We start from the raw sequence: 21,934 nt of genomic DNA, 5'->3' as shown, positions 1-21,934 counted from the left end.
TGGCACGCATTGCATTTCACACTGCGATAACTTGTTCGGGTTATCCTTACGCAATCATTTCTTGATGCAATTCGCTTTAGATTCCATAGGGAAATAAGACTACCAGCAACAAGATATTGCGCATCGACACATCCTCTACAAATCACCATTGCCATCCATGACCGAACCGATTCAGAAACAAATGGAACCTGACAGCGCCGTCTACAAGACGCTGCTGGAATCCACCAAAGCCATTCCCTGGAAGATCGACTGGAGCACCATGAAGTTCGCTTACGTCGGCCCGCAAATCGAAGAATTGTTAGGTTGGACGCCGGAGAGCTGGGTCACGGTGGAAGACTGGGCCACACGCATTCATGCGGAAGATCGCGAAGGCGTGGTGAACTATTGCGTGTCGCAATCCAAGGCAGGCGTCGATCATGAAGCCGACTACCGTGCCATCACGCGCGATGGCGAACACGTCTGGATCCGCGACGTGGTACATGTGGTGCGCAAGCCGGACGGTGAAGTCGATTCGCTGATCGGCTTCATGTTCGACATCACCGAGCGCAAGAAAACCGAAGCGCGTCTGGTCGAACTGCAAAAAGAACTGGAAGCGCTGTCCTATTGCGATGCACTGACCAATGTCGCCAACCGCCGCATGTTCGACTCCGCACTGGAAGTGGAATGGGCCAATGCCGTCAAGAATCGCACGCCGCTGGCGGTGATCATGCTCGATATCGACTACTTCAAGCAGTTCAACGATCACTACGGCCACATCCGTGGCGACGCCTGCCTGAAGCAAATCGCCACCGCACTGAGCGGCGCCGCAACGCGTACACGCGACTTCTTTGCGCGCTATGGCGGCGAAGAGTTCGTGCTGATCCTGCCGGAGACCGACCGCGCGTCAGCACTGAAAGTGGCGCAGCGTTGCCGCAAGCTGGTACTGAAAGAAAAAATCCCGCACGAAAAATCGCAAGTCGAAAAAGTCGTCACCATCAGTCTGGGCATGAACACCATCATCCCGTCGGCACAGGATCACCGCATCAACTTCATGGAGTCGGTCGACAAGCGCTTGTACATGGCCAAACAGCGTGGCCGTAACTGCATCGTTGCCGACGACTGAGGTCTTCGGCTATCCTCACGCCGCGACCGGATTCCTCTCTGCATTTCCGGTCGCCGGCTTGCTTGTTTTTGACGGCGTGCCAATCAGAATATCTTCATAGAACGCACCGATAGGTTCGGTCGGATGGCGCAGCTGCACCTCCAGCACCCAGACCGCGTCGCTTGGCACGATATCCATTTCCGCCAGCTTGGCCGGGCCAAACAAGGCGTGCGGAAAATCTGCGACGCGATGGCCGGCCAGATTGCGCTCCAGTAGCCAGCCGCCTTCCGCTGCGACCCGCTCGGCGAGATCATAGAGTTCACGCCCGGTCAGTCCGGTGAGCCAGGCTTCTTTGCTGGCGCTGAAGACGTCCCGCGCCGCCTGAGCACATGCGGCATAGAGCGCATGCTGACCGAACACGATGGTGTCGCCAAAGTCGCCTTCATACCCATCCCATACCGGCCCCAGATCGACCACAGCGATATCGGTCGCTTGCAGGCGGCGCTCCTTGTCCACGCCCTGGCGTGGCGTTCTCACGGTGTCGTCGCCGAAGCGAATATAGGTCGGATGCCAGGTATGCGACGAACCCATCTGACGCAGGTGTTCGTTGGCCATCTCGACTGCTTCGCTGGTGGTCATGCCGACGCGCAGCTTGCCGACAATCTGCGCCAGTGCGCGTATCGATTGCTCACGTGCGGCCAGCATGCCGTCGAGCGAATACTTTGGCCCGACGCGTTCCCACACCGGATCGAAACTGCCACGCGCCAGCACTACTTCGCTGGCACCGGACGGCACGAAGGCTTCGGCGATGAAGTGATGCGCCTCCAGCCCAAGCGCGATGCAACGCTGACGTGCGTCCTGCACCATCCTCGGATTGCCGCACGCGTAAGCCAAAGTACGGCTCCAATCGTAAGCGTGAGTCGCCGCAAGATCCTGCACATGTGCCTGCTCGACGCCGAACCAGCGGAAACGTTTGTCTTGCGCTGTCAAAGCATCCAGAAAAGCGCGATCATAAAAGTCACTGCTGCTCGCGCCGCCCCAATACAGCGTCACCGGTACATTGCCTGCCTCCGCCAACGCTGCCAGCAGGATCGGTTTGATACCTGCGTAACCGGTGCCGGTCGCCAGCAAGATCAACGCATCATGCCCGCCCGGCTGCCAGGTGCAGGCGCCAAACGGGCCTTCAATGCTGACAACGTCACCTGTGTCCAACCGCCCCAGCATGTCTTGCGAGAATTTGCCGCCTTTGACGCGACGGATATGAAAGACCAATTCGCCATCGTCTGCCGCAGGTAGATTAGCGACGGAAAAACAGCGGCTGCTGCCATCATCGAGAAAGAATTTGACGTACTGCCCGGCCCTTACCTGTGCTTGCATGCCGGCTTCGCCCTGCGGCTTGAGCACCAGCTTCGTCACATCGGGAGCCACGGCTTCCTTCGTCAGAATCGCAGCTTCCAGCCGGAGCACCTGTACGTGCGGCGACCATCCCGGGATGTCGATGCACATGTCGCCGCAGGCATGGCTCTGGCACAGCAGCATCTCGTCCGGCGCCAAAGGGTAAGGCGTGCCGGCGGCGACATAAGGGTTGCTTTCGTGCGCGCCGCTAAGCACCTTCACCTTGCATGAGCCGCACTCGCCGCGGCGGCAAGAGAACGGTATCGAGATGCCTTCGGCCAGTGCCGAGTCCAGCAGCAATGTCTTGTCGTCTGCCGCAAAGCTCTTGCCGGAGCTGGCCAATTCGATGGTGTAGGTGTTGAGCATAAGTATCTTTTCTTATCTGGATAGCTGAGTTCATTGAATCGCAGAGAGTGCGTCCGTGAACAGCATTGTCAGGCTAGAATAGGACCATTGAAACCTCCAGATTTGAATATTCCAGATGGTCCAGATGAGAACATGGCGGCTCTTGCTCGATCTCGATGCGTCACCGATGAAGGCGTCCTACCGCAAGATCGTTGATGGTCTGGCGAGCGCCATCCAAAGCGGTCGCCTTGAACCTGGTGCTGCCTTGCCCGGCACGCGCGAGCTGGCGGAGATTCTCGACGTCAATCGCAAGACGGTGATGCTGGCCTACGAAGAAGCCATCGTCAAAGGCTGGCTGGTGAGCGAGCCGCGGCGCGGCACCTTCGTCAACGCTCTGCTGGAATCACCACAGGCCTCGTCACAAGCCACATCAACCAAACGCAAAGCGGCACAGACGGCATCGTTTGCTCCCGAAGTCATCTCGCCTGCGTTGCCGCCCTATTTCGACGATCTGCATCTGCCATCGGTACGGGCCGGCAGGAATGGCGAGTCCATGTATTTCGACAACGGCGCGCCGGATCACCGGCTGCTGCCGCAGGCGGTATTGCATCGCTATTACCGTAACGCGATGAAAACCGCCTTCAAATCCAACTGGGTCAAATACGGCAATCTGGAATCCGCAGAAAAGCTGCGCACAGCCCTGGCCGACATGCTGCGCACTACGCGTAATCTGGCCGTGACCAGCGACAGCATCTGCCTCACGCAAGGCACGCAGATGGCCTTGCATCTGGCGGCTAGCGCACTGATCCGGCCGGGCGATGTGGTGTTGGTGGAGCGCTTGAGTTATCCGCCGGCGTGGGCGATTTTTCGTGCGCTGGGAGCGCGTATCGAAGTCGTCGACATCGATCCGGACGGTTGCAAGACCGATCATGTCGAAGCGCTATGCAAGCTCCATTCGGTAAGGCTGATCTACGTCACGCCGCATCATCAGTTTCCCACCACGGTCAGCATACGCGCCGACCGCCGGCAAAAACTCTTGCTGCTGGCGGCGCGCTACCGCTTCACCGTGATAGAAGAAGATTACGATCACGAATATCACTTCGAGGGGCGGCCTTACCTGCCGCTGGCCAGCGATCCTCAGCAACGCAACGTGATCTACATCGGCTCGCTGTCGAAGTTGCTTGGCTCATCTTTCCGTTGTGGTTTCATCGCGGCGCCGGTGAATCTGATTGAAGTGCTCAATCGCAATCTGCTGCTGATGTCGACGCAAAGCGACGCCGTCATGCAGAAAATGCTGGCCGACCTGATCAGCGACGGTGAGTTGCGCAAGCATCTGCGGCGCGCGTCAAAACTCTACCGGCTGCGCAAGGAAGCGCTGCAGGACGGTTTGCAGGCTGCATTCGGAGAGGAGGTCAGCGTGCGCAATCCGGAAGGCGGACTGGCGCTCTGGGTGGAATTCGACAAGCGCATTCGCGTCGATGCCTTGGCCAAACATGCTGCAGACAAGAAGCTGTTCATCCGCAGCGGTCGCCAGTTCTCGCCGCAAGATAGCGCGGTAAATGCGGTACGGCTGGGCTTCGCCTCCATGAATCCGGACGAGATCGGCATCGCGATTGAACGTCTGTACGCGGCATCTCGGCTGGCGATGAAGAAATAGCCGGAGTGATCTCCGGTCTTCGACGTGTTTAGTTCTTGTCCAGCAGCGACGGCAGCTCTTTAAGGAAGGCATCTCTGTTGCGGATGCCGGCACTGATTTTTTCTTCTTTCTCTTCTTGGATCAAACGCACGAACACACGGGTGCGACCACCCTTGTTTACCCAACCGATGAACCAGCCATAAAAATGTGCCTTGTCATAGCTGCCGTCCGCACGCTGTGGCGCGGCTGCGCCGGTCTTGCCGTAAATTTGCCAGCCATCGTCCGATCCCTCGGGCAGTGGGCCGAGTTTCATGATGCTGGTGGTCATGTCGATGGCATGCGCATCCACCGGCAGTTTCCGGTTGACGATCTTCGCCAGGAATTGCGCCTGCTCCTGCGGCGAGATCTTCAGCGACGAACTGATCCAGGCGCGATCCAAGGCATTGTTCTTGCCCGCATCGCCAGAGAAATCCCGATTGCCGTAGCGGAAAGCATCCACGTATTTTTGCATGCTGGCAGCGCCGATACCGTGTGTGATCTGCTGCGAATACCAGACCACCGAATACTTCATCCACGCCGCCGGATCGGTCGGCTGACGCCAGGCCGGATTGCCCCAGTAGGTATAGCCTTCGCGAAACGGGATCGATGGCGCATGCTCATCTTTCAGAAAACCCGCATCAAAACCCATCAGGCTGAGCGCCACCTTGAAAGTGGACGCCGGCGTGAAGCGCTCGGTGCAATTACCTTGCTGAAGAATGGGTGCGGTGATACCTGCATCACTGATGTGTGACGCGTCGGCGACGATGGTGCAGATGGTTTTGGCTTCCGTCTCGGCGACAAAAAGCGATGCGCCGACGGCGAAGACGGCTGCGATCACGTAAAACATGATTTTCCTTTGGCTGATGTTCTGAGCAAGACATAGGCCGCACCACTTCAGAGGTGCATGCCATGTCGAGCGGCTGCCAGTGTACTGATTCGGCACAGCAAGAACAAACCAGCTTTCGTGAGACCTGACCTCAGCATTTCTTGGGTCTTACCGGAGAAATTTCTGGACAGCAGTCGTTTGTAACGCGGTCATCCCAGCGAACGCTGGGACCCAGTGTCTTGAAAACAGCCGATGAGACGCCGGGTCCTGACTTTCGTCAGGACGACGGCTTATTCGGCGACAGTAAAGAGAATTTTTACCAGAGAACGTAGAAGGCGAGAGCGCCTGCAATGACGTCGATGGCAATCAAGGCAAGACCGGACAGGCGTTTCTCGAGGAAGAGACCAAGCGCCCAGAACGCGATGAGGAATGTAGTGCAGACCGCCAGCAGGCGCAGATAAGAAACGTCATCCGCGACCCACAACAGGACAGCAGTCGCCAACAATAGCAACAGAAACTGCAGACCGGCGAAGATGTTTGCCTTGAGCGGCAGCGGCGGATCGTAACGGCGCGCAGCCTGCTCCAGATCGAATGCCGGACCGCTCGCCTGCGCATAATCCGGCAACCAGCCCGGCGCTTTAAACCAGACACGCAGTTTGTCTTGCCAATGCGGCAGCGTCGCCGCAGTCTTCGCCAGTTGCCAGTAGCCACCAACCACGGCCCAGATCGGATCCCAGCTTTGCAATGGCGTACGCGTGCCGTAGACGCACTTCTCTTTTTCTTCCGCGAAGGTACCGAACATGCGATCCCAGATCACCAGCATGCCGCCGTAGTTCTTGTCCAGGTACTGATCGTTGACGGCGTGATGGACGCGGTGATTCGAGGGCGAAGAAAAGATGCGGTCAAACCAGCCGAGCTTGCCGACGTGTTCAGTGTGAATCCAGAACTGGTAGATCAGCACAATCAGGCCGGCAATGCCGAACTGCTCCGGCGACACGCCCAGAACCGCCATCGGCAGATAGAACAGCCAGCCGATGAAGACCACGGTACTTTCCTGACGCAAGGCGGTGGACAGGTTGAAGTCCTGGCTTTGATGATGGACCGAATGCGCGGCCCACATCACGGCGCTTTCGTGCCCCATGCGATGCAGCCAGTAATCGAAGAAATCAAACAGCACCACGGCGACAACCCAGCCGAGCGCAGTCTGCCAGAAGCGGACATGCGGAAAAATCGCGACGAAACGGTACACGATCGAATACATGCCGATCTGGAACAACTGGGTTACCAACGCCACCAACTGGCTGATCAGCCCCTGGCTCAGGCTGCTGATGGCGTCATTGAGGCGATAGGTATTGCGCCGGCGAATATAGCCGTAGACGAACTCCACCCCAATGAGTACAAAAAACAGCGGGATGACGTAGACGATGATCTTTTCCATGGGGGTATCTGCAAGTGCCGCAAGGCAAGAATGCGCGCAAAAACAGGCGCAGAGCGACGGCGATAGGATACCCGGTATTGAAATATGTTGCAGCGCGCAATGAAAACACACTAGCTACTTTTGGTAATTGTGGGAGGTTAGCAACGTATTCAGAAGGAATACGATCCCCCGGGCAATACCGGAGATCGTAGTCAAAGCAGGAAAAACTCAGACTTATTCGTTCTTTTGCGGCTGCGCGATGGTTCGCAACTGGAAACGGCCGTCGTTATTGAACAGCCAGGTCTCGGACAACTCGATGCGGCCGTTGCTCAGCAAGGCGATCGGCGGCTTGGGAAAAGGCGCGGTATTGCGCAAGGTGGTCAGTGCAGTGGCTTCGGTGACCTTATCCTTGTTGGTGCGGACGACTTCGCTGCGCACCAGATTGCCATCCTTGTCGACGACATATTTGATGACGATGACCGAGCGCAGCAGGGCTTGCGGCCTTTCGATGTGCACCTTGGTGGAATTGACCTGCGAGATACGTCTGGCCAGGTCGGCCTTGTAATCGTCCAGCGAATTGGCGGTCGACGTGCCGTCGGGCGTGGTCTTGACCTGCTCGATGATTTCCTTCGCGGTGGCGTCGCGATTGGCTTGCGTGTCCGGCTTTTGCACTGTGCAGGCAGCAACCAGCCCGGCTCCGAGCACCGTTGCAATCCTGATTCCGGTTTTGCTTGTTCTGTTCAAATGGACCGCCTGTTGAATAGGTAAAAGCTACGTCTCGTGAGTATTAGACCATACAGGACACGCAATTCGTTCCAACGTTTTTGCAAGAGACGCTTGCCTGCAGTTTGCGGTGCAATATTGCCGGCGAAACATATCTCTGTACTTGGCAAAATGACCTCATCCATAACCTGATGCTATAGGAGGAATCCACTCCATATATAACATCGCAAGTGTCATCCAGCTGTCATATTTGCTACGTAATATCCGCTCACTTTCTGGCCGAACCCGGCATAGTCTCAACGAAAGAATGTGATGCCTAATTCGTTACCGCACCCTGCCGATATCTCAGTTGCAGGCGCCTCTGCAGGCTCTTCCTCCGATGCGTTTCTGTCGATCCGTACGATACAAAAACGCTTCGGCGCGTTCACCGCGCTGGACCATGTCTCGCTCGACGTCAAACAAGGTGAAATGGTCTGCCTGCTTGGCCCGTCCGGCTGCGGCAAAACCACCCTGCTGCGCACCATCGCCGGTCTGGAAAAACAGGACAGCGGCAGCATTCACGCGCATGGCCAGGATATCTCTCATCTGCCGCCGCAGTCGCGTGACTACGGCATTCTGTTTCAATCGTATGCGCTGTTCCCCAATCTGACGGTCGCGCAAAACGTCGCCTACGGTCTCAACAGCCGCCGCATGAATCGCGCCCAGATGCAGCAGCGCGTGAGCGAAATGCTGGACATGATCGGCCTGTCCGGCAGCGAAAAGAAATTCCCTGGCCAGCTATCCGGCGGCCAACAGCAACGCGTAGCGCTGGCACGCGCACTGGCACCCTCGCCGTCGCTGCTGCTGCTCGACGAACCCTTGTCGGCGCTGGACGCACAAGTACGTGAACACCTGCAACTGGAAATCCGCCGTCTGCAAAAACAGTTCAACATCACCACGCTGATGGTTACGCATGATCAGGAAGAAGCGATGGTCATGTCGGACCGCATCGCCATCATGCACCACGGCCGCATCGAGCAATTTGACACACCGGATCGCATCTACCGCCATCCGGCTACGCCCTTCGTCGCCGACTTCATCGGCCAGGCCAACTGGCTGCCTTTCCAGCGGCTATCGTCGCATCAGGTCAGCGTCGGTGCATTGACGTTGAACATTGACGAAGCATCGCGCCAGGGAAATGCCGGTGTCAGCATGGACAACGGCGCGGGCCGCCTGTTCTGCCGTCCGGAAGCCATTGATGTACAACCGGCGGCCGACGCATCAAACCGCTTCTCTGCACGCGTGGTCGATCAGATCTATCTGGGCAATCGCTATCGCATGATGCTGGAGCTGGACGAACTACCCGGCCAGCGCCTGATGGCTGACGTCGCCGACGATGTCCGCTCCCGCTTGCCGGATGTCGCCGCAGAGAGAATGTGGATCGCTCTGCCGCAACGCGCCCTGCATCTGTTTTCCTGAGCAGCATGACTGCCTCCATTCAAACAACGGTGCAGCCTGAATCGACCATGGCAAAGACACCCGCATCCCGTATCGACACAAAGCCGCTGAAGACGCTCAATCTCGATGCACTGATGTCGGGCGGTCTCAAGTATTTTTTGCTGGTGCTGTTGCTGCTAGCTTTGGCAATGCCGCTGGTGGCCGTACTGGGTCAAGCGCTGTTCGATCAGGGCGGCGTCTGGGCCGGTATGGCGCCATGGCGCAAGCTGGTCGCCAATCCCAACTTCTTCCCGATGGTGGCACGCAGCGTCGGCGTATCTGCTGCAACGGCCTTGGTGGTCGTGCCGCTGGCCTACCTGTTTGCTTACGGCCTGCAGCGCACGCTGGCGCCGTTCAAAGGCTTGTGGCGTGCGATCGCCCTGCTGCCATTGCTGGCGCCGTCGCTGCTGCCCGGTATCGCGCTGATTTACCTGTTCGGCAATCAGGGGCTGTTCAAGGAATGGATGAACGGCAGCATCTACGGTTTCTGGGGCATATTGCTGGGCGAAGCCTTCTATACATTCCCACACGCGTTGATGATTCTGTTGTCGGCGTTATCACTGGCCGATGCGCGTCTGTATGACGCCGCGTCAGCTATGGGCGCCAACAGCTGGAAGACTTTCCGTACCGTGACCTTGCCGGCTACACGATACGGCATATTCGGCGCGTTCTGCCTGGTCTTCACGCTGACCATCACCGACTTCGGCGTACCGAAAATCGTCGGTGGCGCGTTCAGCGTGCTGGCGGTGGAAGCCTATAAAGCGGTGGTCGGTCAGCAGCAGTTCGACCGCGGTGCGCTGATCGGCTTGCTGTTGCTGATTCCTGCGTTGCTGACTTTCTTCATTGACGGCTGGCTGCAAAAGCGCCAGCGCGCACAAATGAGCAGCCGTGCAGAGGTCTTGGTGCCGCGTCGTCAATGGCGCCGCGACAGCGTCTATACCTTGATCCTGATGACGATCAGCGGCGCGCTGCTGTTAATGATCGCCGTTGCCATCGGCGCCTCGCTGGTGAAGCTGTGGCCGTACAACCTCAAGTTGACGCTGATGCACTACGACTTCGACAACATGGACGGCGGCGGCTGGCTGGCCTATTGGAACAGTCTGCGTCTGGCCGTCGGCACCAGCATTGTCGGCACAGCGGTTATCTTCACCGGCGCCTGGCTGATGGAGAAGACGCGTTCGAACCGCATGCTCGATACCTCGCTGCGCTTCCTGGCCTTCATGCCGATGGCGGTGCCGGGGCTGGTGCTGGGGCTGGGCTTCGTGTTCTTCTTCAATCATCCGGCCAATCCGCTCAATTTCCTCTACGGCAGCATGACGATCCTGGTGCTGTGCTCGGTGATGCACTTCTACACCACCGCGCACCTGACCGCCGTCACGGCACTGAAACAGATCGATCCCGAGTTTGAAGCCGCTTCGGCTTCGCTCAAGGTGCCGCTGCTGCGCACTTACCTGCGCATCACCGTGCCGCTCTGCCTGCCGGCCGTGCTGGAGATTTTCCGCTACCTGTTTGTGTCGTCGATGACGACGGTGTCGGCTGTGATCTTCCTGTACAGCCCGAATACGGTGCTGGCAGCGATTGCAGTGCTGAACATGGATGACGCCGGCGATGTCGGCCCTGCCGCCGCCATGTCCACGCTGATTCTGCTGACCTCGATTGCTGTTTCCCTGCTGATGCACTGGGGTCTCGGGTACTGGGTGCGCCGTGCACAGGCCTGGCGCACTGCGGGCAAAAAACATTGATTTGTCGTTCGTCGTATTACTTTTCAACCACAAGAAAGCAACCATGAAACCTACAAACATTCTTAAACTGCTTGCTTCCGTTCTGGGTGCAGGCGTTCTGTTGTCCGCGCATGCTGCGACCACACTGACTGTCTACACGGCGCTGGAAGCCGATCAGATCAAGGCTTACCAAGCCGAATTCGAAAAGAGCAACCCGGACATCGAAATCAAATGGGTGCGCGATTCGACCGGTATCGTTACTGCCAAGCTGCTGGCTGAAAAGGCCAATCCAAAGGCAGACGTGATCTGGGGTCTGGCTGCTTCCAGCCTGGCGATCCTGGACAAGGAAGGCATGCTGACACCGTACGCGCCGAAGAATCTGTCGAACATCGAAGCCAAGTACCGCAGCCCTGCCAACCCGCCAGCATGGGTCGGCATGGACGTCTGGGGTTCGGCAATCTGCTTCAACACTGTCGAAGCGCAAAAGCAAGGTCTGCCGAAGCCAACGTCGTGGGCTGACCTGACCAAGCCGGTCTACGCCGGCAAGATCGTGATGCCGCATCCGGCTTCTTCCGGCACCGGTTATCTGGACGTCACTGCATGGATCCAGATGATGGGCGAAGACAAGGCATGGGCTTACATGGACGCGCTGCATAAGAACATCGGCCAGTACACCCACTCCGGCTCCAAGCCATGCAAACAAGCTGCTACCGGCGAATTCCCGATCGGCATCGCGTTTGAATACCGCGCAGTCAAGACCAAGAAAGAAGGCGCGCCTATCGACATCATCCTGCCGTCGGAAGGCCTGGGTTGGGATCTGGAAGCGACAGCCATCGTCAAGGGCACCAAGAATCTGGACGCAGCCAAACGCCTGGCTGACTTCTCCGCCAGCAAGGACGCCATGATGCAATACGAAAAGAACTTCGCCGTTCTGGCCGTTCCTGGCATCGCCAAGCCTGATCCACTGCTGCCGGCCGACTACGAAAAGCGCCTGACCAAGAACGACTTCGTCTGGACCAGCACCAATCGTGATCGCATCCTGACCGAGTGGAGCAAGCGCTACGAAAGCAAAGCTGAAAAGAAGTAATCAGCAACAGTAACTTGTAGTATTCGATTCAAAAGAGATGAAGCAGGACGGTACACTAGTCAGCTTCATCTCTCCTCTGTTTCCATGAACGATCTTCTGCGCGTCTATGCATGAGATCGTTCATGAAAACAAACCGGACTCCGAACACCGGACACATCACCGCAAGCGTATTGAGGACACAAGATGGGCAACACCAACAAGGGTCATATTGACGTCGCCATCGTCGGCGCGGGCATGCTCGGATTGGCACATGCCTTCGCAGCAGTAAAACGAGGACTGCGTGTCGTCGTATTCGAACGCAGCTCGACGCCGATCGGGGCGTCAATCCGTAACTTCGGCATGGGCCTGGTCACCGGCCAGCCGCCCGGCATCATGCTAGGCCTGGCCAAGCAAAGCCGCGAGTTGTGGCTGCATCTGGCGCAACGCGCCAACTTCAGCGCGCGTGAAGCCGGCACCTTGCTGTTCGCACGGTCCGCAGCCGAACATGCAGTGCTGGAAGAATTCATGATCGTGCGTGCTCGCCAGCACGGCTACGACGTCTCGATGCTGGAAGGTCAGCAACTCGAAACGCTGTATGGCGGCCGTTTCCGCCATCATCGCTCTGCCCTGCACGGCACGCAGGATTTGCAACTGTATTCGCGCGAAGCGATACCGGCGCTGGTCTGCTATCTGCAATCGCAAGGGGTGCACTTCCATTTCAATACGCTGGTCAAGGAAGCCCGTGACGGCCATCTGTCGACGACAGCAGGCGAGTTTAGCGCCGAGCGCACCATCGTGTGTTCCGGCCATGATTACCAGACGCTGTTTGCCGACAAACTCGGTGAGATGAATCTCAAGGTATGCCGCCTGCAAATGCTGCGTGCGGCACCGCAAGAACGTTTTCCGCTGACACATGCGGTGTTGACCGGCTTGTCGTGTACGCATTACGGCGCGTTCTCCGATCTGCCGAGCGCAGCGGGCGTGAATGCAGAAATCGAAGCCAAGTATCCGGTACTGAACCGCCACGGCATTCACCTGCTGGTCAGCCCGACGCCGTATCAGGAACTGATCATCGGCGACTCGCACTACTACGGCGTCGATGCGCCACCGTTCAACAACGAAGAAATTGATAGTCTGCTAGTCGGCTTGGCGGAAGATACGCTTGGCGTCAAACTGAATGTGCTGGAACGCTGGCAAGGCGTGTATGGCAGCAAGGGACCGGGGCCGTTCTCCGCAACGAAGATCGATGATAAAACCACGGTGGTGTTGATGCATACCGGTATCGGCATGAGCGTGGGCTTGGGCTTGGGTGAGCGCGTTGTCGACGCTTTGGTCGGTGGCACGGCATTGCCGGATCCTGCTGTAGACAAGAACTGACACAACGAGCCCTAAAGCTGATCGCAATTGAAGACCCCGTCGTCCTGACGAAAGTCAGGATCCAGTGTCGCATCAACCGTGTTCACGACACTGGATCCCAGCATCCGCTGGGACGACCGTAATTTTGTGAGACGAATTACTCCCGCGCCAACGCTTCTGCATGCAACCACTTGCCCTTGCGGCACAAGTCATCCGTCACATCCAGCACCAGCCGCTCCACCGCCGCGGCCGCATTCGTCAGCGGAATATTCTTCGACGCACACAAAGCCAGCGTACGCACCATGCGTTCGCCGCTGATCGGATACGCGATCATGTCGCCGCGTTCGATCTCGGATAGCAAAGGCGCTACCGGCAAGATGGTCGCTCCGATGTCAGCCAGGATTGCCGACTTCAGAATTGCGACCGAATTGATCTCGATCACGTTGTCCAGTGACATGCCATGTGCGCGCACCATGTTTTCGATACGCGGCCGTACACCGTGCTGCAAGCCAGGCAGGATCAGCGGTGCCTTGATGGCCTTGGACAGCGTGACCGATTTATTCTTCCCTTTGCCTTCTTTCAGCCCGTATTGCGAATCGGCGCGGGTGATGTACATCATCTCTTCTTCCACCATCGGCGTGCAGGCAAACGGCGACAATTGACCATCGTCGAACAGCACCGCCAGATTGATTCGCCCCGACTTGAGCTGGACGATCAGGTTGCCGGTCAGTTCTTCGGTGAGCAGCAAGGTGATTTCCGGATAAGTTGCGCGAATAGCCGTCAGCAGCGGCAAGGCGAGCGCGCCCGATACGCTCTGCGGAATACCCAATGCCACCGTTCCCGAAGGCTTGTCGTTGGATTGTGCAACCGCAGACTTGGCGTCGGTGACTTGCTTCAGGATGGCTTGCGCGTGTTCGTAAAAGGTTTTTCCGGCATCGGTGGCAATCACGCCTTGTGCGGAACGATGCAGCAACTGCGCTTCCAGCTCTTCTTCCAGCTGACGGATCTGCTGGGTCAGCGCCGGCTGCGCTATATGGAGCACGCGCGCGGCACGGGAGAGCGATCCGTGATCAACGATGGCGACGAAATATCTGAGTTGACGCAGTTCCATGTAGCTTGTTTCGCAGTCTTAAGTTGTTATTTTCATTTACAGGAAGATATTTACAAGCCCGGCCGGCTGTTGAACATGCGGCTACGCGCGTTCTCGATATGCCCGCGCATGGCGCGGCGTGCGCCCTCGGCGTCTTGCCGCTTGATCAGCTCAAAAATATTCCGGTGCTCGTCCATGGCATCCTGAGTGCGCTTCCAGGGCTGGATGTGCATCAGGTGGCGCAGCATATTGACGGCATGACTGACGTCGTATTCCAAGGTCTTGAGCACTTGCACGAAGCGCAGATTGGCAGTGGCTGTGGCGATTGCCTCGTGGAAGGCAAAGTCGAAATGATGAGCAATGCCGCCAACGGCATTGGCTTCTTCAAATCCCGTCAGCAGCTCGTCCATGCGCGTCAGGTCGGCCGTACTGCGGCGCAAGGCCGCCATGTAGGCGCACTCCGGCTCGATCACCATGCGCAACTCAAGGCCGTTCATGATGTGGCCGATGCGTTCGGACGGCTCCCCGTTGGCGGGCTTGCCGGCCAGCTCGGGCTTGTCCATGACGTAGGTGCCGGAGCCGCGCCGCGACTCGACCAGTTGGTCTTCGCGCAGACGATCCAGCGCCTGGCGCACGATGGGTCGCGACACGTCGAACAGGGTCGCCAGATCGTTCTCGGAAGGCAGGCGGCTGCCGACGCCGATCTTGCCTTCGACGATGGCGTGGAAGAGGTTTTCGTAGACACGCTCAGCGAAACGCTCCTGACGTACCGGTCCCAGGCCGGCAGCGGCAAGCGCCAAGGCATCGGTGGACAATTGGGCTGCGCGTGGCAGTGCTGGTGTCCGGATGCTGACAACTTTTGCGTCTGGATTAGCTTCTTGCTGGTTGCCTGGCGATTTCGGCATGGCATGTCTCCTGTCGAATTTTGTAATTGTCGTGAATTACTGCGCATGGTAGCCGATTTCCAGCCCGGCCATAAGCAGGCCTTATGCCCCTTTCAGGCAAAATATGATACCCGCATAAGTAGTAATATCAGTTGACATCTTTTGATCTGCAACATACATTGAAAGCCAAGCGAGACGGTGGCGGCCTTTCCGACCATTGTCCATAAAACAAAAACGACAGGAGACAAACGGTTCGGCCCGATGGCTGCGACGGTGATATCTTCTGCCGTCCATTGTTTATCGAAGCCAATCATGAATCAGCCGCAAAATCCGAATACTCAGAATACTCAGAATACTCAGTCCTATCTGCAGCAGTTCTCTCTGGCCGGAAAGATTGCCCTCGTCACCGGCGCTGCCCGCGATATCGGACTGGAAATTGCGCGTGCACTGGCAGGCAGCGGCGCGCACGTGATCCTCAATGGCCGCAACGCCGACACGCTAGCCAGCGCGGTGCAAAACCTGATGGCGCAAGGCTTGTCTGCCAGCGCCCTCGCCTTCGACGTGACGGACAAAGCCGCCGTCAAGGCTGCCTTTGCGCAGATTGCAGCCCAACACGGCGGCCTCGATATCCTCGTCAACAATGCTGGCGTGCGCAATCGCAAACCCCTGCTGGAATTCAGCGACGATGAAATCCACACCATGCTGGAAACCAACCTGATCGCGGGATACACGTTGTCGCGTGAAGCGGCGCGCCTGATGGTGCCCAACAAGAGCGGCCGTCTGATTACCGTCACCTCGATTGCGGGCCAGATCGCGCGCTCGGGCGATGCCGTCTACACCGGCGCCAAGGCAGGCCTGACCGGCATGATGCGCGCCCTCGCAGCAGAGTACGGGCCGCTGGGCATCACCAGTAACGCGATTGCACCGGGCGGCGTGGCGACGCAAGCCAATGCCGCCTCGATCGCCGATCCCAAAATCAACGCCCACTTCGCCACGCGCACGCCGCTGGGTCGCTGGGCGCAGCCCGCTGAAATTGCCGGTGCTGCCGTTTTTCTCGCTTCCAACGCCGCCTCCTACGTCAATGGTCACGTTCTGTACGTAGATGGCGGCATGTCGATTGCTATGTAGATAAAGGGACTCCGAAATCATGAAACAGCACTTCATCAACAACCGTTGGACCGCGCCATCGTCCGGCGACAGCATTCCCGTCACCGATCCGTCCGATGGCCAGGTGTTTGAATCGCTGGCGCGCGGCAATGCCGCCGATATCGACGCCGCCGTGCAAGCCGCGCGCAAGGCTTACGACAACGTCTGGAGCCGCACCAGCGCCGCTGACCGCAGCCGCCTGATGATGAAGCTGTCGCAAAAACTGGCGGAGCATCAGGAAGAACTGGCACAACTGGAAGCCCGTGACTGCGGCAAACCCTTCAAGCAGGCGCGCGCCGATGCAGCCGCGATCGTGCGCTACTTCGAGTTCTATGCCGGTGCTGCCGACAAGCTGCATGGCGAAACCATTCCGTATCAGACCGGTTATACCGTACTGACCCTGCGCGAGCCGCACGGCGTCACCGCCCACATCGTGCCGTGGAATTATCCGATGCAGATCTTCGGCCGCTGCGTAGGCGGTGCGCTGGCAGCAGGCAATACCTGCGTGGTCAAGCCGGCGGAAGATGCCTGCCTGTCGTTGTTGCGCGTGGCGGAACTGGCGGCGGAAGTCGGCTTCCCCGAGGGCGTGCTCAATATCGTCACCGGCTACGGCCATGAAGCCGGCGACCTGCTGGTCAAACATCGCGACGTCGATCATGTGTCGTTCACCGGCTCGCCCAACGTCGGCAAGATCGTGGTGCGCGCCGCCGCAGAAAATCACACGCCGGTCACGCTGGAACTGGGCGGCAAGTCGCCGCAGGTGGTGTTCGCCGACGCCGATTTCGATGCCATGCTGCCGGTGATCGTCAACGCCATCGTGCAGAACTCGGGACAAACCTGCTCCGCCGGTAGCCGCCTGCTGGTGCAGCGCAGCGCCTATGAGCAAGTACTGGAACGCGTCGGCGCCGCCTTCGGCAAACTGCGTGTCGGCTCTGCCGCCATGGACCTCGACTGCGGCCCGTTAATTCGCAAGACACAGCAAGAGCGCGTGGCCGGCTTCCTGCGTGAAGCGGCCGACAGCAAGATCCCGGTGGTCGCACAAGGACGCATCGCCGATGGTGCGCCTGCCGGTGGTTTTTATCAGGCGCCGACCTTGCTGCGCGACGTGCCGTTTCAACATCGTCTGGCGCAGGAAGAAGTGTTTGGCCCCGTGTTGGCAGCCATGCCGTTTGAAGATGAAGCCGATGCCATTCGCCTTGCCAACGGCACCGATTTCGGTCTGGTGGCCAGTGTATGGACGCGCGATGGCGGACGCCAGATGCGTCTGGCGCGCGCGATCCGCAGCGGACAGGTTTTCATCAACAACTATGGTGCGGGCGGCGGTGTGGAATTGCCGTTCGGCGGCGTCAAGGCCAGCGGCCATGGACGTGAAAAAGGTTTCGAGGCGCTATACGGCTTCACGGTCCTGAAGACCATTGCCATCAAACACGATTAAAAAACATTCAACACCACAAGGAGAAGACATGCGATTGAAAGACAAAGTAGCCATCGTGACCGGTGCAGGTTCAGGTTTCGGTGAAGGCATCGCCAAAAGCTATGCACGCGAAGGTGCCCGCGTTCTGGTGGCGGATATCAATGAAGCGGCCGGCAAACGCGTCGCCGACGAGATCGTTGCAGCCGGTGGCCAGGCGCGTTTCATCAAGTCCGACGTGTCCAAGAGCGCCGACATGGCCGCCATGCTTGCGGCCACGCTGGATGCTTTCGGCGGCTTGCATATCGTCGTCAACAACGCCGGCACCACACACCGCAACCGCCCGATGCTGGAAGTGGAAGAAGATGAGTTCGACCGCATCTACGCAATCAACGTCAAAAGTATCTTCCTGAGCGCGAAGACCTTCGTGCCCTACTTCCGCAAGGTCGGCGGCGGTGCCTTCATCAACATCGCATCGACCGCGGGCATCCGTCCGCGTCCGGGCCTGACCTGGTACAACGGCAGTAAGGGCGCGGTTATCACAACCAGCAAATCGATGGCGGCAGAACTCGGACCGGACAACATCCGCGTCAACTGCGTCAATCCGGTGATCTCGGCAACCGGCTTGCTGACCGAGTTCATGGGCGTGCCGGACACCCCCGAAAACCGTAAAAAGTTTACCGCGACGATTCCGTTGGGCCGCTTCTCGACGCCGGATGACATTGCCAACGCCTGCCTGTATCTAGGTTCGGACGAGGCATCGTTCATTACCGGCACTTGCCTGGAGGTGGATGGCGGTCGTTGCGTGTAAGTTAAAACCCGCAAAGAACCGAGAAGTAAGAACGCTGACAGCTCCCCTGTCAGCGTTTTGTCAGTGATGTGCCGCTTTACGATAAATCCACAAAATTTGTGCTTATAATCACGCTGCAATAAAAAACAAGAACTATCAGTAAAGCAATCAGTACTTAAATAAATCCAGTCCGAAGAGACTGAATTTTCATAACAACAAGACTGATCCATTTTTAATACGTATGGAGTGAGACATGTCGTATACCCCAGCACAAGGCATTGCCGCGTCGCCCGGCAACAATGTATCGTTTGAAGAAGCGACCTTTTCCAAGGTCACATGGCGTTTGCTTCCCCTGCTGTTCCTTTGCTATGTCGCGTCCTATCTGGACCGCGTCAACGTCGGGTTTGCCAAGCTGCAAATGCTGCAAGACCTGAAGTTCAGCGAAACCATCTATGGTCTCGGCGCCGGTATTTTCTTTATCGGCTATTTCATTTTCGAAGTTCCCAGCAACATCATCTTGCACAAGGTCGGAGCACGCCTCTGGATCGCCCGCATCATGATCACGTGGGGCATCATTTCCGGCGCGATGATTTTCGTGACGACGCCTGAAATGTTCTACGTCATGCGCTTCTTGCTGGGTGTCGCCGAAGCCGGCTTCTTCCCTGGCGTGATTCTGTACCTGACCTACTGGTATCCGTCGCATCGCCGCGGCAAGATCACGGCCTTGTTCATGACAGGCATCGCGATTTCGGGTGTGATCGGCGGCCCGCTGTCGGGTTGGATCATGCATGCCTTCCCAGGCGTGCACGGCCTGGCCGGCTGGCAATGGATGTTCATCCTGGAAGCGATTCCTTCGCTGGTGCTGGGTGTGGTCGTGATCTTTTATCTGAAAGATCGCGTTCGTGATGCGGACTGGCTGAGCGAAGATGAAAAACGCTTGCTGGAATCGCAAATCGCACAAGAACAAGCCGACAAGACTGAAGTGTCGCTGGGCCAGATGTTCGCCGACGGCAAGGTCTGGCTGAGCGCGATCATCTATTTCTGCTTCGTGATGGGCTTGTATGGCGTGAGCTTCTGGCTGCCGACCATCATCAAGACGACCGGCGTGAGCGATCCGCTCAATATCGGTTTGCTGACGGCGATTCCTTATGCCATCGCGGCCATTGCGATGATCATGATCGGCCGCAGCGCTGACCAGCAACGCGAGCGTCGCTGGCACGTTGCGATCCCGGCTTTCCTGGGTTGCGTGGGTCTGCTGTTCAGCACCGTGTATGACCACAACACACTGCTGGCGATGGCCTCGCTGACCTTGGCTGCGGTGGGTATTCTGACCACGCTGCCGCTGTTCTGGAGCCTGCCTACCGCTTTTCTGAGCGGTACGGCTGCGGCTGCCGGCATCGCGCTGATCAACTCGCTGGGCAATCTGGCCGGTTTTGTCAGCCCGTATCTGGTTGGCTGGTTGAAAGACGCTACCCAAAGCACCAATATGGGCATGTATGTACTGGCGGGCTCACTGCTGCTAGGCGGGTTGCTGACGCTGGCGGTACCGGCCAAGCTGGTCAATAAGTAAAATGTTCTCTTGCGCCCGGTGCTTCAGCCGGGCGCAATTTCTCTGCATGGCCTCGTCACTCACATCCTACTGGCGCGTCACCGGCACGGCTCCCAGCCAGAACCGCAACTGCGCCGACCGGATTTCTCCTTTATCTCCGAAGTACTTGCTCTGCCACTCATCGGGCTTGACGCTCAGCATGGTGTCGGCGGCCTTCTGTCCTTTTTCCTGGACCATCCAGCGCCATGAGAAGTGGTCGTAGATATCGAGAACGTGCGTCGCATAAGCCTGCGCCAGCGCTTGCTGTCCTTTGAAGATGGCTAGATTGTCGTCGTTGTCGTAGGAAGCCTTGTAGCCGAGATTGTGGCTACCCGTCACGACGACGCAGTTGTCGGAAAACGGATCGATAACCACGATCTTGTCATGCGTAACGGCGAAACCGGCTGAGAGGATTTCCTTCTGCCAGCCGCTGGGTACCATAGACGTCAGTGCCTTGGCGGAAATCACTCGTGGATCCTGCTTCCCCGGCGGGTCGCCCTTCTTGTGCTTGGGCTGTTCCACGCCCTGCAGCTCATACAGGAAGCCTGCCGCTGTGGATGGATTGGTAACGCAACCGCGTACGAAGAGCTCCTTATTACTCTTCTGGGCTTCAGCTACCCAGTTGACGATGCTGGGCATACCCGGATAAAACGCGAGAAACAGTACCGCATGCTGAGCGCCGGCGATCAGTGCGGCAAGCTCTTCCATATCGGGCGGACGCGCCTCGTTGGTTCGTGAACGTCCACGCGCTTTGGGCGTATTCGGAGAAAACCAGCTGGTCACGGTAGAACTGTCGGCTTGCGTGATCACTTTCGGCTTGGCGTCCCAGGCGCGCAGCTTAGCTCCCTGCAAGGCCTTGGCGTTGTCGCCTGCGGCTTCGGTATCGGCCGCAAGCTGGTTCCAATAGTCGAGATAGCGTTTTGCCAACGCGGTATCGTCGGAGACGATGGTGTTGTTGGTCTGCGTGCACAGACCAGTCGACGTCCAGTTGGTCGAGCCGAACAAGACAGCCTGCGGCTTGCCTTTGGCATCCGCATAGACCAGAAACTTGTTATGCGCGATGTGGTTGGACGCCACCATGCGATCGATCAGGGTGCCTGCGGTCTTGCCCAAGCGCTTGCGCGAGGCGTCGTTGCCGTCAGTGATGCCGCTGGCGCTTTGCTGGTCGCTGGCTTTGGGATTGGAAAGGATCAGGTGCAGTTTCTTACCGGCTTTCTCCAGGGCGCTGATCAGCTCATCGTCGCCCAGCTCGTACAAGGCCGCGTACAGTTTGCCCCCCTTACCCTTGCCTGCGCGCGCCACAAAGTCCAGCAAGGCGGCGATCATGTCGCCCGCCAGGCTCTTGCGCATGGCGTTGCCGGGCTGTGCCACCATGTTGAGCAGACTTTCCTTGTCCGGATGGCCATCCATGGCGCGTGAAACGCGTTGCGTCGAAATCAGGCCGCGATTGAAGTAGGCCTGTAAATCCGGTGCGACCTGCGGACTCAGCGTGACTTCATTGGAGATGGCAAAGCCGACGCGCATGGGGGTCAGGCTTCCCGGCTTGCCTTCCAGCGGCACGATCTTGTAGCGGAATGTACGACTTTCTTTACCGGCGATCAGGCGGGCGTAGGGATCTTTCCAGTAGAACTTCTGAATCGGAAATTGGGCAGTAGTCTGCGCAGGCAGGCGCCTGGTGCCGGGGAACACGGCCATCGATGGCAGCGCCGTCTCCTTGCCTTTGGCATCGATACGATACACCGCAAAACCCATGCAACCGGGAAGCTTGCGGCCATAACTCCAGGCAATCACGACAACGTCGTTGTCAGCGAACGCTACAGCATTTTGCATACACATCTCCTATCCGAGACCATCCGATGATCAGAAACCTGCGACGCGATGCCCTACAAACCTTCCTGCATAGCAAAGTAACGTCACCATATGACCGGACAATGACGAGAAGAA

Annotated in this window: 17 protein-coding genes; 10 read left to right on the top strand and 7 right to left on the bottom strand. The window is 58.0% G+C overall.

What is annotated here, in order from left to right:
• Positions 1–157: 157 nt before the first annotated feature.
• On the top strand, positions 158–1,102 hold the full coding sequence (locus tag PQR63_RS15645; protein ID WP_408168925.1) for a sensor domain-containing diguanylate cyclase: 945 nt from the start codon (positions 158–160) through the stop codon (positions 1,100–1,102).
• A gap of 15 nt (positions 1,103–1,117) precedes the next feature.
• Here the strand turns inward: PQR63_RS15645 and PQR63_RS15640 are convergent, their stop codons facing one another.
• Complete coding sequence (locus PQR63_RS15640; RefSeq protein ID WP_408168924.1) at positions 1,118–2,842, bottom strand: M24 family metallopeptidase; 1,725 nt, start codon at positions 2,840–2,842, stop codon at positions 1,118–1,120.
• 124 nt (positions 2,843–2,966) lie between these two features.
• On the opposite strand from PQR63_RS15640, the gene pdxR reads away from it, so the two are divergent.
• Positions 2,967–4,478 carry a MocR-like pyridoxine biosynthesis transcription factor PdxR gene (gene pdxR / locus PQR63_RS15635; RefSeq protein WP_408168923.1) on the top strand — a complete coding sequence of 504 codons (1,512 nt, stop codon included), beginning with the start codon at positions 2,967–2,969 and terminating at the stop codon, positions 4,476–4,478.
• 28 nt (positions 4,479–4,506) lie between these two features.
• On the opposite strand, the gene blaOXA is transcribed toward pdxR, so the two are convergent.
• From blaOXA to PQR63_RS15620, 3 genes are all read right to left on the bottom strand, one after another.
• The gene (blaOXA, locus tag PQR63_RS15630; RefSeq protein WP_408168922.1) at positions 4,507–5,343 is read right to left on the bottom strand and encodes a class D beta-lactamase; all 837 of its coding nucleotides are present in this window, start codon (positions 5,341–5,343) and stop codon (positions 4,507–4,509) included.
• 295 nt (positions 5,344–5,638) lie between these two features.
• Entirely contained in the window at positions 5,639–6,760 is a 1,122-nt protein-coding gene (locus PQR63_RS15625; protein ID WP_408168921.1) for a sterol desaturase family protein, read from the bottom strand.
• 213 nt (positions 6,761–6,973) lie between these two features.
• Positions 6,974–7,453, bottom strand: a complete 480-nt coding sequence (locus PQR63_RS15620) for an energy transducer TonB family protein (protein WP_408169098.1) — start codon at positions 7,451–7,453, stop codon at positions 6,974–6,976.
• 321 nt (positions 7,454–7,774) lie between these two features.
• Between PQR63_RS15620 and PQR63_RS15615 the strand changes: the two genes are divergently transcribed.
• From PQR63_RS15615 to PQR63_RS15600, 4 genes are all read left to right on the top strand, one after another.
• A complete protein-coding gene (locus tag PQR63_RS15615) occupies positions 7,775–8,920 on the top strand; it encodes a putative 2-aminoethylphosphonate ABC transporter ATP-binding protein (protein WP_408168920.1) in 1,146 nt (381 codons plus the stop codon).
• A gap of 5 nt (positions 8,921–8,925) precedes the next feature.
• A complete protein-coding gene (locus PQR63_RS15610) occupies positions 8,926–10,680 on the top strand; it encodes a putative 2-aminoethylphosphonate ABC transporter permease subunit (RefSeq protein WP_408168919.1) in 1,755 nt (584 codons plus the stop codon).
• 43 nt (positions 10,681–10,723) lie between these two features.
• Positions 10,724–11,746 carry a putative 2-aminoethylphosphonate ABC transporter substrate-binding protein gene (locus PQR63_RS15605; protein ID WP_408168918.1) on the top strand — a complete coding sequence of 341 codons (1,023 nt, stop codon included), beginning with the start codon at positions 10,724–10,726 and terminating at the stop codon, positions 11,744–11,746.
• A 183-nt stretch (positions 11,747–11,929) separates the two neighbouring features.
• A complete protein-coding gene (locus tag PQR63_RS15600; protein ID WP_408168917.1) occupies positions 11,930–13,102 on the top strand; it encodes a TIGR03364 family FAD-dependent oxidoreductase in 1,173 nt (390 codons plus the stop codon).
• A 136-nt stretch (positions 13,103–13,238) separates the two neighbouring features.
• On the opposite strand, the gene PQR63_RS15595 is transcribed toward PQR63_RS15600, so the two are convergent.
• On the bottom strand, positions 13,239–14,192 hold the full coding sequence (locus tag PQR63_RS15595; RefSeq protein WP_408168916.1) for a LysR substrate-binding domain-containing protein: 954 nt from the start codon (positions 14,190–14,192) through the stop codon (positions 13,239–13,241).
• 50 nt (positions 14,193–14,242) lie between these two features.
• Complete coding sequence (locus tag PQR63_RS15590; protein WP_408168915.1) at positions 14,243–15,076, bottom strand: FadR/GntR family transcriptional regulator; 834 nt, start codon at positions 15,074–15,076, stop codon at positions 14,243–14,245.
• 291 nt (positions 15,077–15,367) lie between these two features.
• Here PQR63_RS15590 and PQR63_RS15585 point away from each other — a divergent pair, with 291 nt between their 5' ends.
• The 4 genes from PQR63_RS15585 (at position 15,368) to PQR63_RS15570 (ending at position 19,972) form a co-directional block, all read left to right on the top strand.
• Positions 15,368–16,183 (top strand): SDR family oxidoreductase, encoded by an 816-nt coding sequence (locus PQR63_RS15585; protein WP_408168914.1) that lies wholly within the window; start codon positions 15,368–15,370, stop codon positions 16,181–16,183.
• Positions 16,184–16,202: 19 nt separating this feature from the next.
• On the top strand, positions 16,203–17,636 hold the full coding sequence (locus PQR63_RS15580) for an aldehyde dehydrogenase family protein (RefSeq protein ID WP_408168913.1): 1,434 nt from the start codon (positions 16,203–16,205) through the stop codon (positions 17,634–17,636).
• A gap of 28 nt (positions 17,637–17,664) precedes the next feature.
• On the top strand, positions 17,665–18,423 hold the full coding sequence (locus PQR63_RS15575) for an SDR family oxidoreductase (protein WP_408168912.1): 759 nt from the start codon (positions 17,665–17,667) through the stop codon (positions 18,421–18,423).
• Positions 18,424–18,655: 232 nt separating this feature from the next.
• Positions 18,656–19,972: an MFS transporter gene (locus PQR63_RS15570; protein ID WP_094563701.1), complete on the top strand. Its 1,317-nt coding sequence runs from the start codon at positions 18,656–18,658 to the stop codon at positions 19,970–19,972.
• 66 nt (positions 19,973–20,038) lie between these two features.
• On the opposite strand, the gene PQR63_RS15565 is transcribed toward PQR63_RS15570, so the two are convergent.
• Complete coding sequence (locus PQR63_RS15565; RefSeq protein WP_408168911.1) at positions 20,039–21,820, bottom strand: phospholipase D-like domain-containing protein; 1,782 nt, start codon at positions 21,818–21,820, stop codon at positions 20,039–20,041.
• Positions 21,821–21,934 lie beyond the last annotated feature (114 nt).

Source organism: Herbaspirillum rhizosphaerae, assembly GCF_046025915.1.
GTDB classification, from domain to species: Bacteria; Pseudomonadota; Gammaproteobacteria; order Burkholderiales; family Burkholderiaceae_D; genus Herbaspirillum; species Herbaspirillum rhizosphaerae_A.
This window is presented reverse-complemented; position numbering and strand designations above follow the sequence as displayed.

Coding starts and splice junctions, on each gene's coding strand:
- PQR63_RS15615 (WP_408168920.1), top strand. CDS start 7,775: ATGCCTAATTCGTTACCGCACCCTGCCGATATCTCAGTTGCAGGCGCC.
- pdxR (WP_408168923.1), top strand. CDS start 2,967: ATGAGAACATGGCGGCTCTTGCTCGATCTCGATGCGTCACCGATGAAG.
- PQR63_RS15640 (WP_408168924.1), bottom strand. CDS start 2,842: ATGCTCAACACCTACACCATCGAATTGGCCAGCTCCGGCAAGAGCTTT.
- PQR63_RS15575 (WP_408168912.1), top strand. CDS start 17,665: ATGCGATTGAAAGACAAAGTAGCCATCGTGACCGGTGCAGGTTCAGGT.
- blaOXA (WP_408168922.1), bottom strand. CDS start 5,343: ATGTTTTACGTGATCGCAGCCGTCTTCGCCGTCGGCGCATCGCTTTTT.
- PQR63_RS15585 (WP_408168914.1), top strand. CDS start 15,368: ATGAATCAGCCGCAAAATCCGAATACTCAGAATACTCAGAATACTCAG.
- PQR63_RS15625 (WP_408168921.1), bottom strand. CDS start 6,760: ATGGAAAAGATCATCGTCTACGTCATCCCGCTGTTTTTTGTACTCATT.
- PQR63_RS15595 (WP_408168916.1), bottom strand. CDS start 14,192: ATGGAACTGCGTCAACTCAGATATTTCGTCGCCATCGTTGATCACGGA.
- PQR63_RS15590 (WP_408168915.1), bottom strand. CDS start 15,076: ATGCCGAAATCGCCAGGCAACCAGCAAGAAGCTAATCCAGACGCAAAA.
- PQR63_RS15645 (WP_408168925.1), top strand. CDS start 158: ATGACCGAACCGATTCAGAAACAAATGGAACCTGACAGCGCCGTCTAC.
- PQR63_RS15610 (WP_408168919.1), top strand. CDS start 8,926: ATGACTGCCTCCATTCAAACAACGGTGCAGCCTGAATCGACCATGGCA.
- PQR63_RS15580 (WP_408168913.1), top strand. CDS start 16,203: ATGAAACAGCACTTCATCAACAACCGTTGGACCGCGCCATCGTCCGGC.
- PQR63_RS15570 (WP_094563701.1), top strand. CDS start 18,656: ATGTCGTATACCCCAGCACAAGGCATTGCCGCGTCGCCCGGCAACAAT.
- PQR63_RS15605 (WP_408168918.1), top strand. CDS start 10,724: ATGAAACCTACAAACATTCTTAAACTGCTTGCTTCCGTTCTGGGTGCA.
- PQR63_RS15565 (WP_408168911.1), bottom strand. CDS start 21,820: ATGCAAAATGCTGTAGCGTTCGCTGACAACGACGTTGTCGTGATTGCC.
- PQR63_RS15600 (WP_408168917.1), top strand. CDS start 11,930: ATGGGCAACACCAACAAGGGTCATATTGACGTCGCCATCGTCGGCGCG.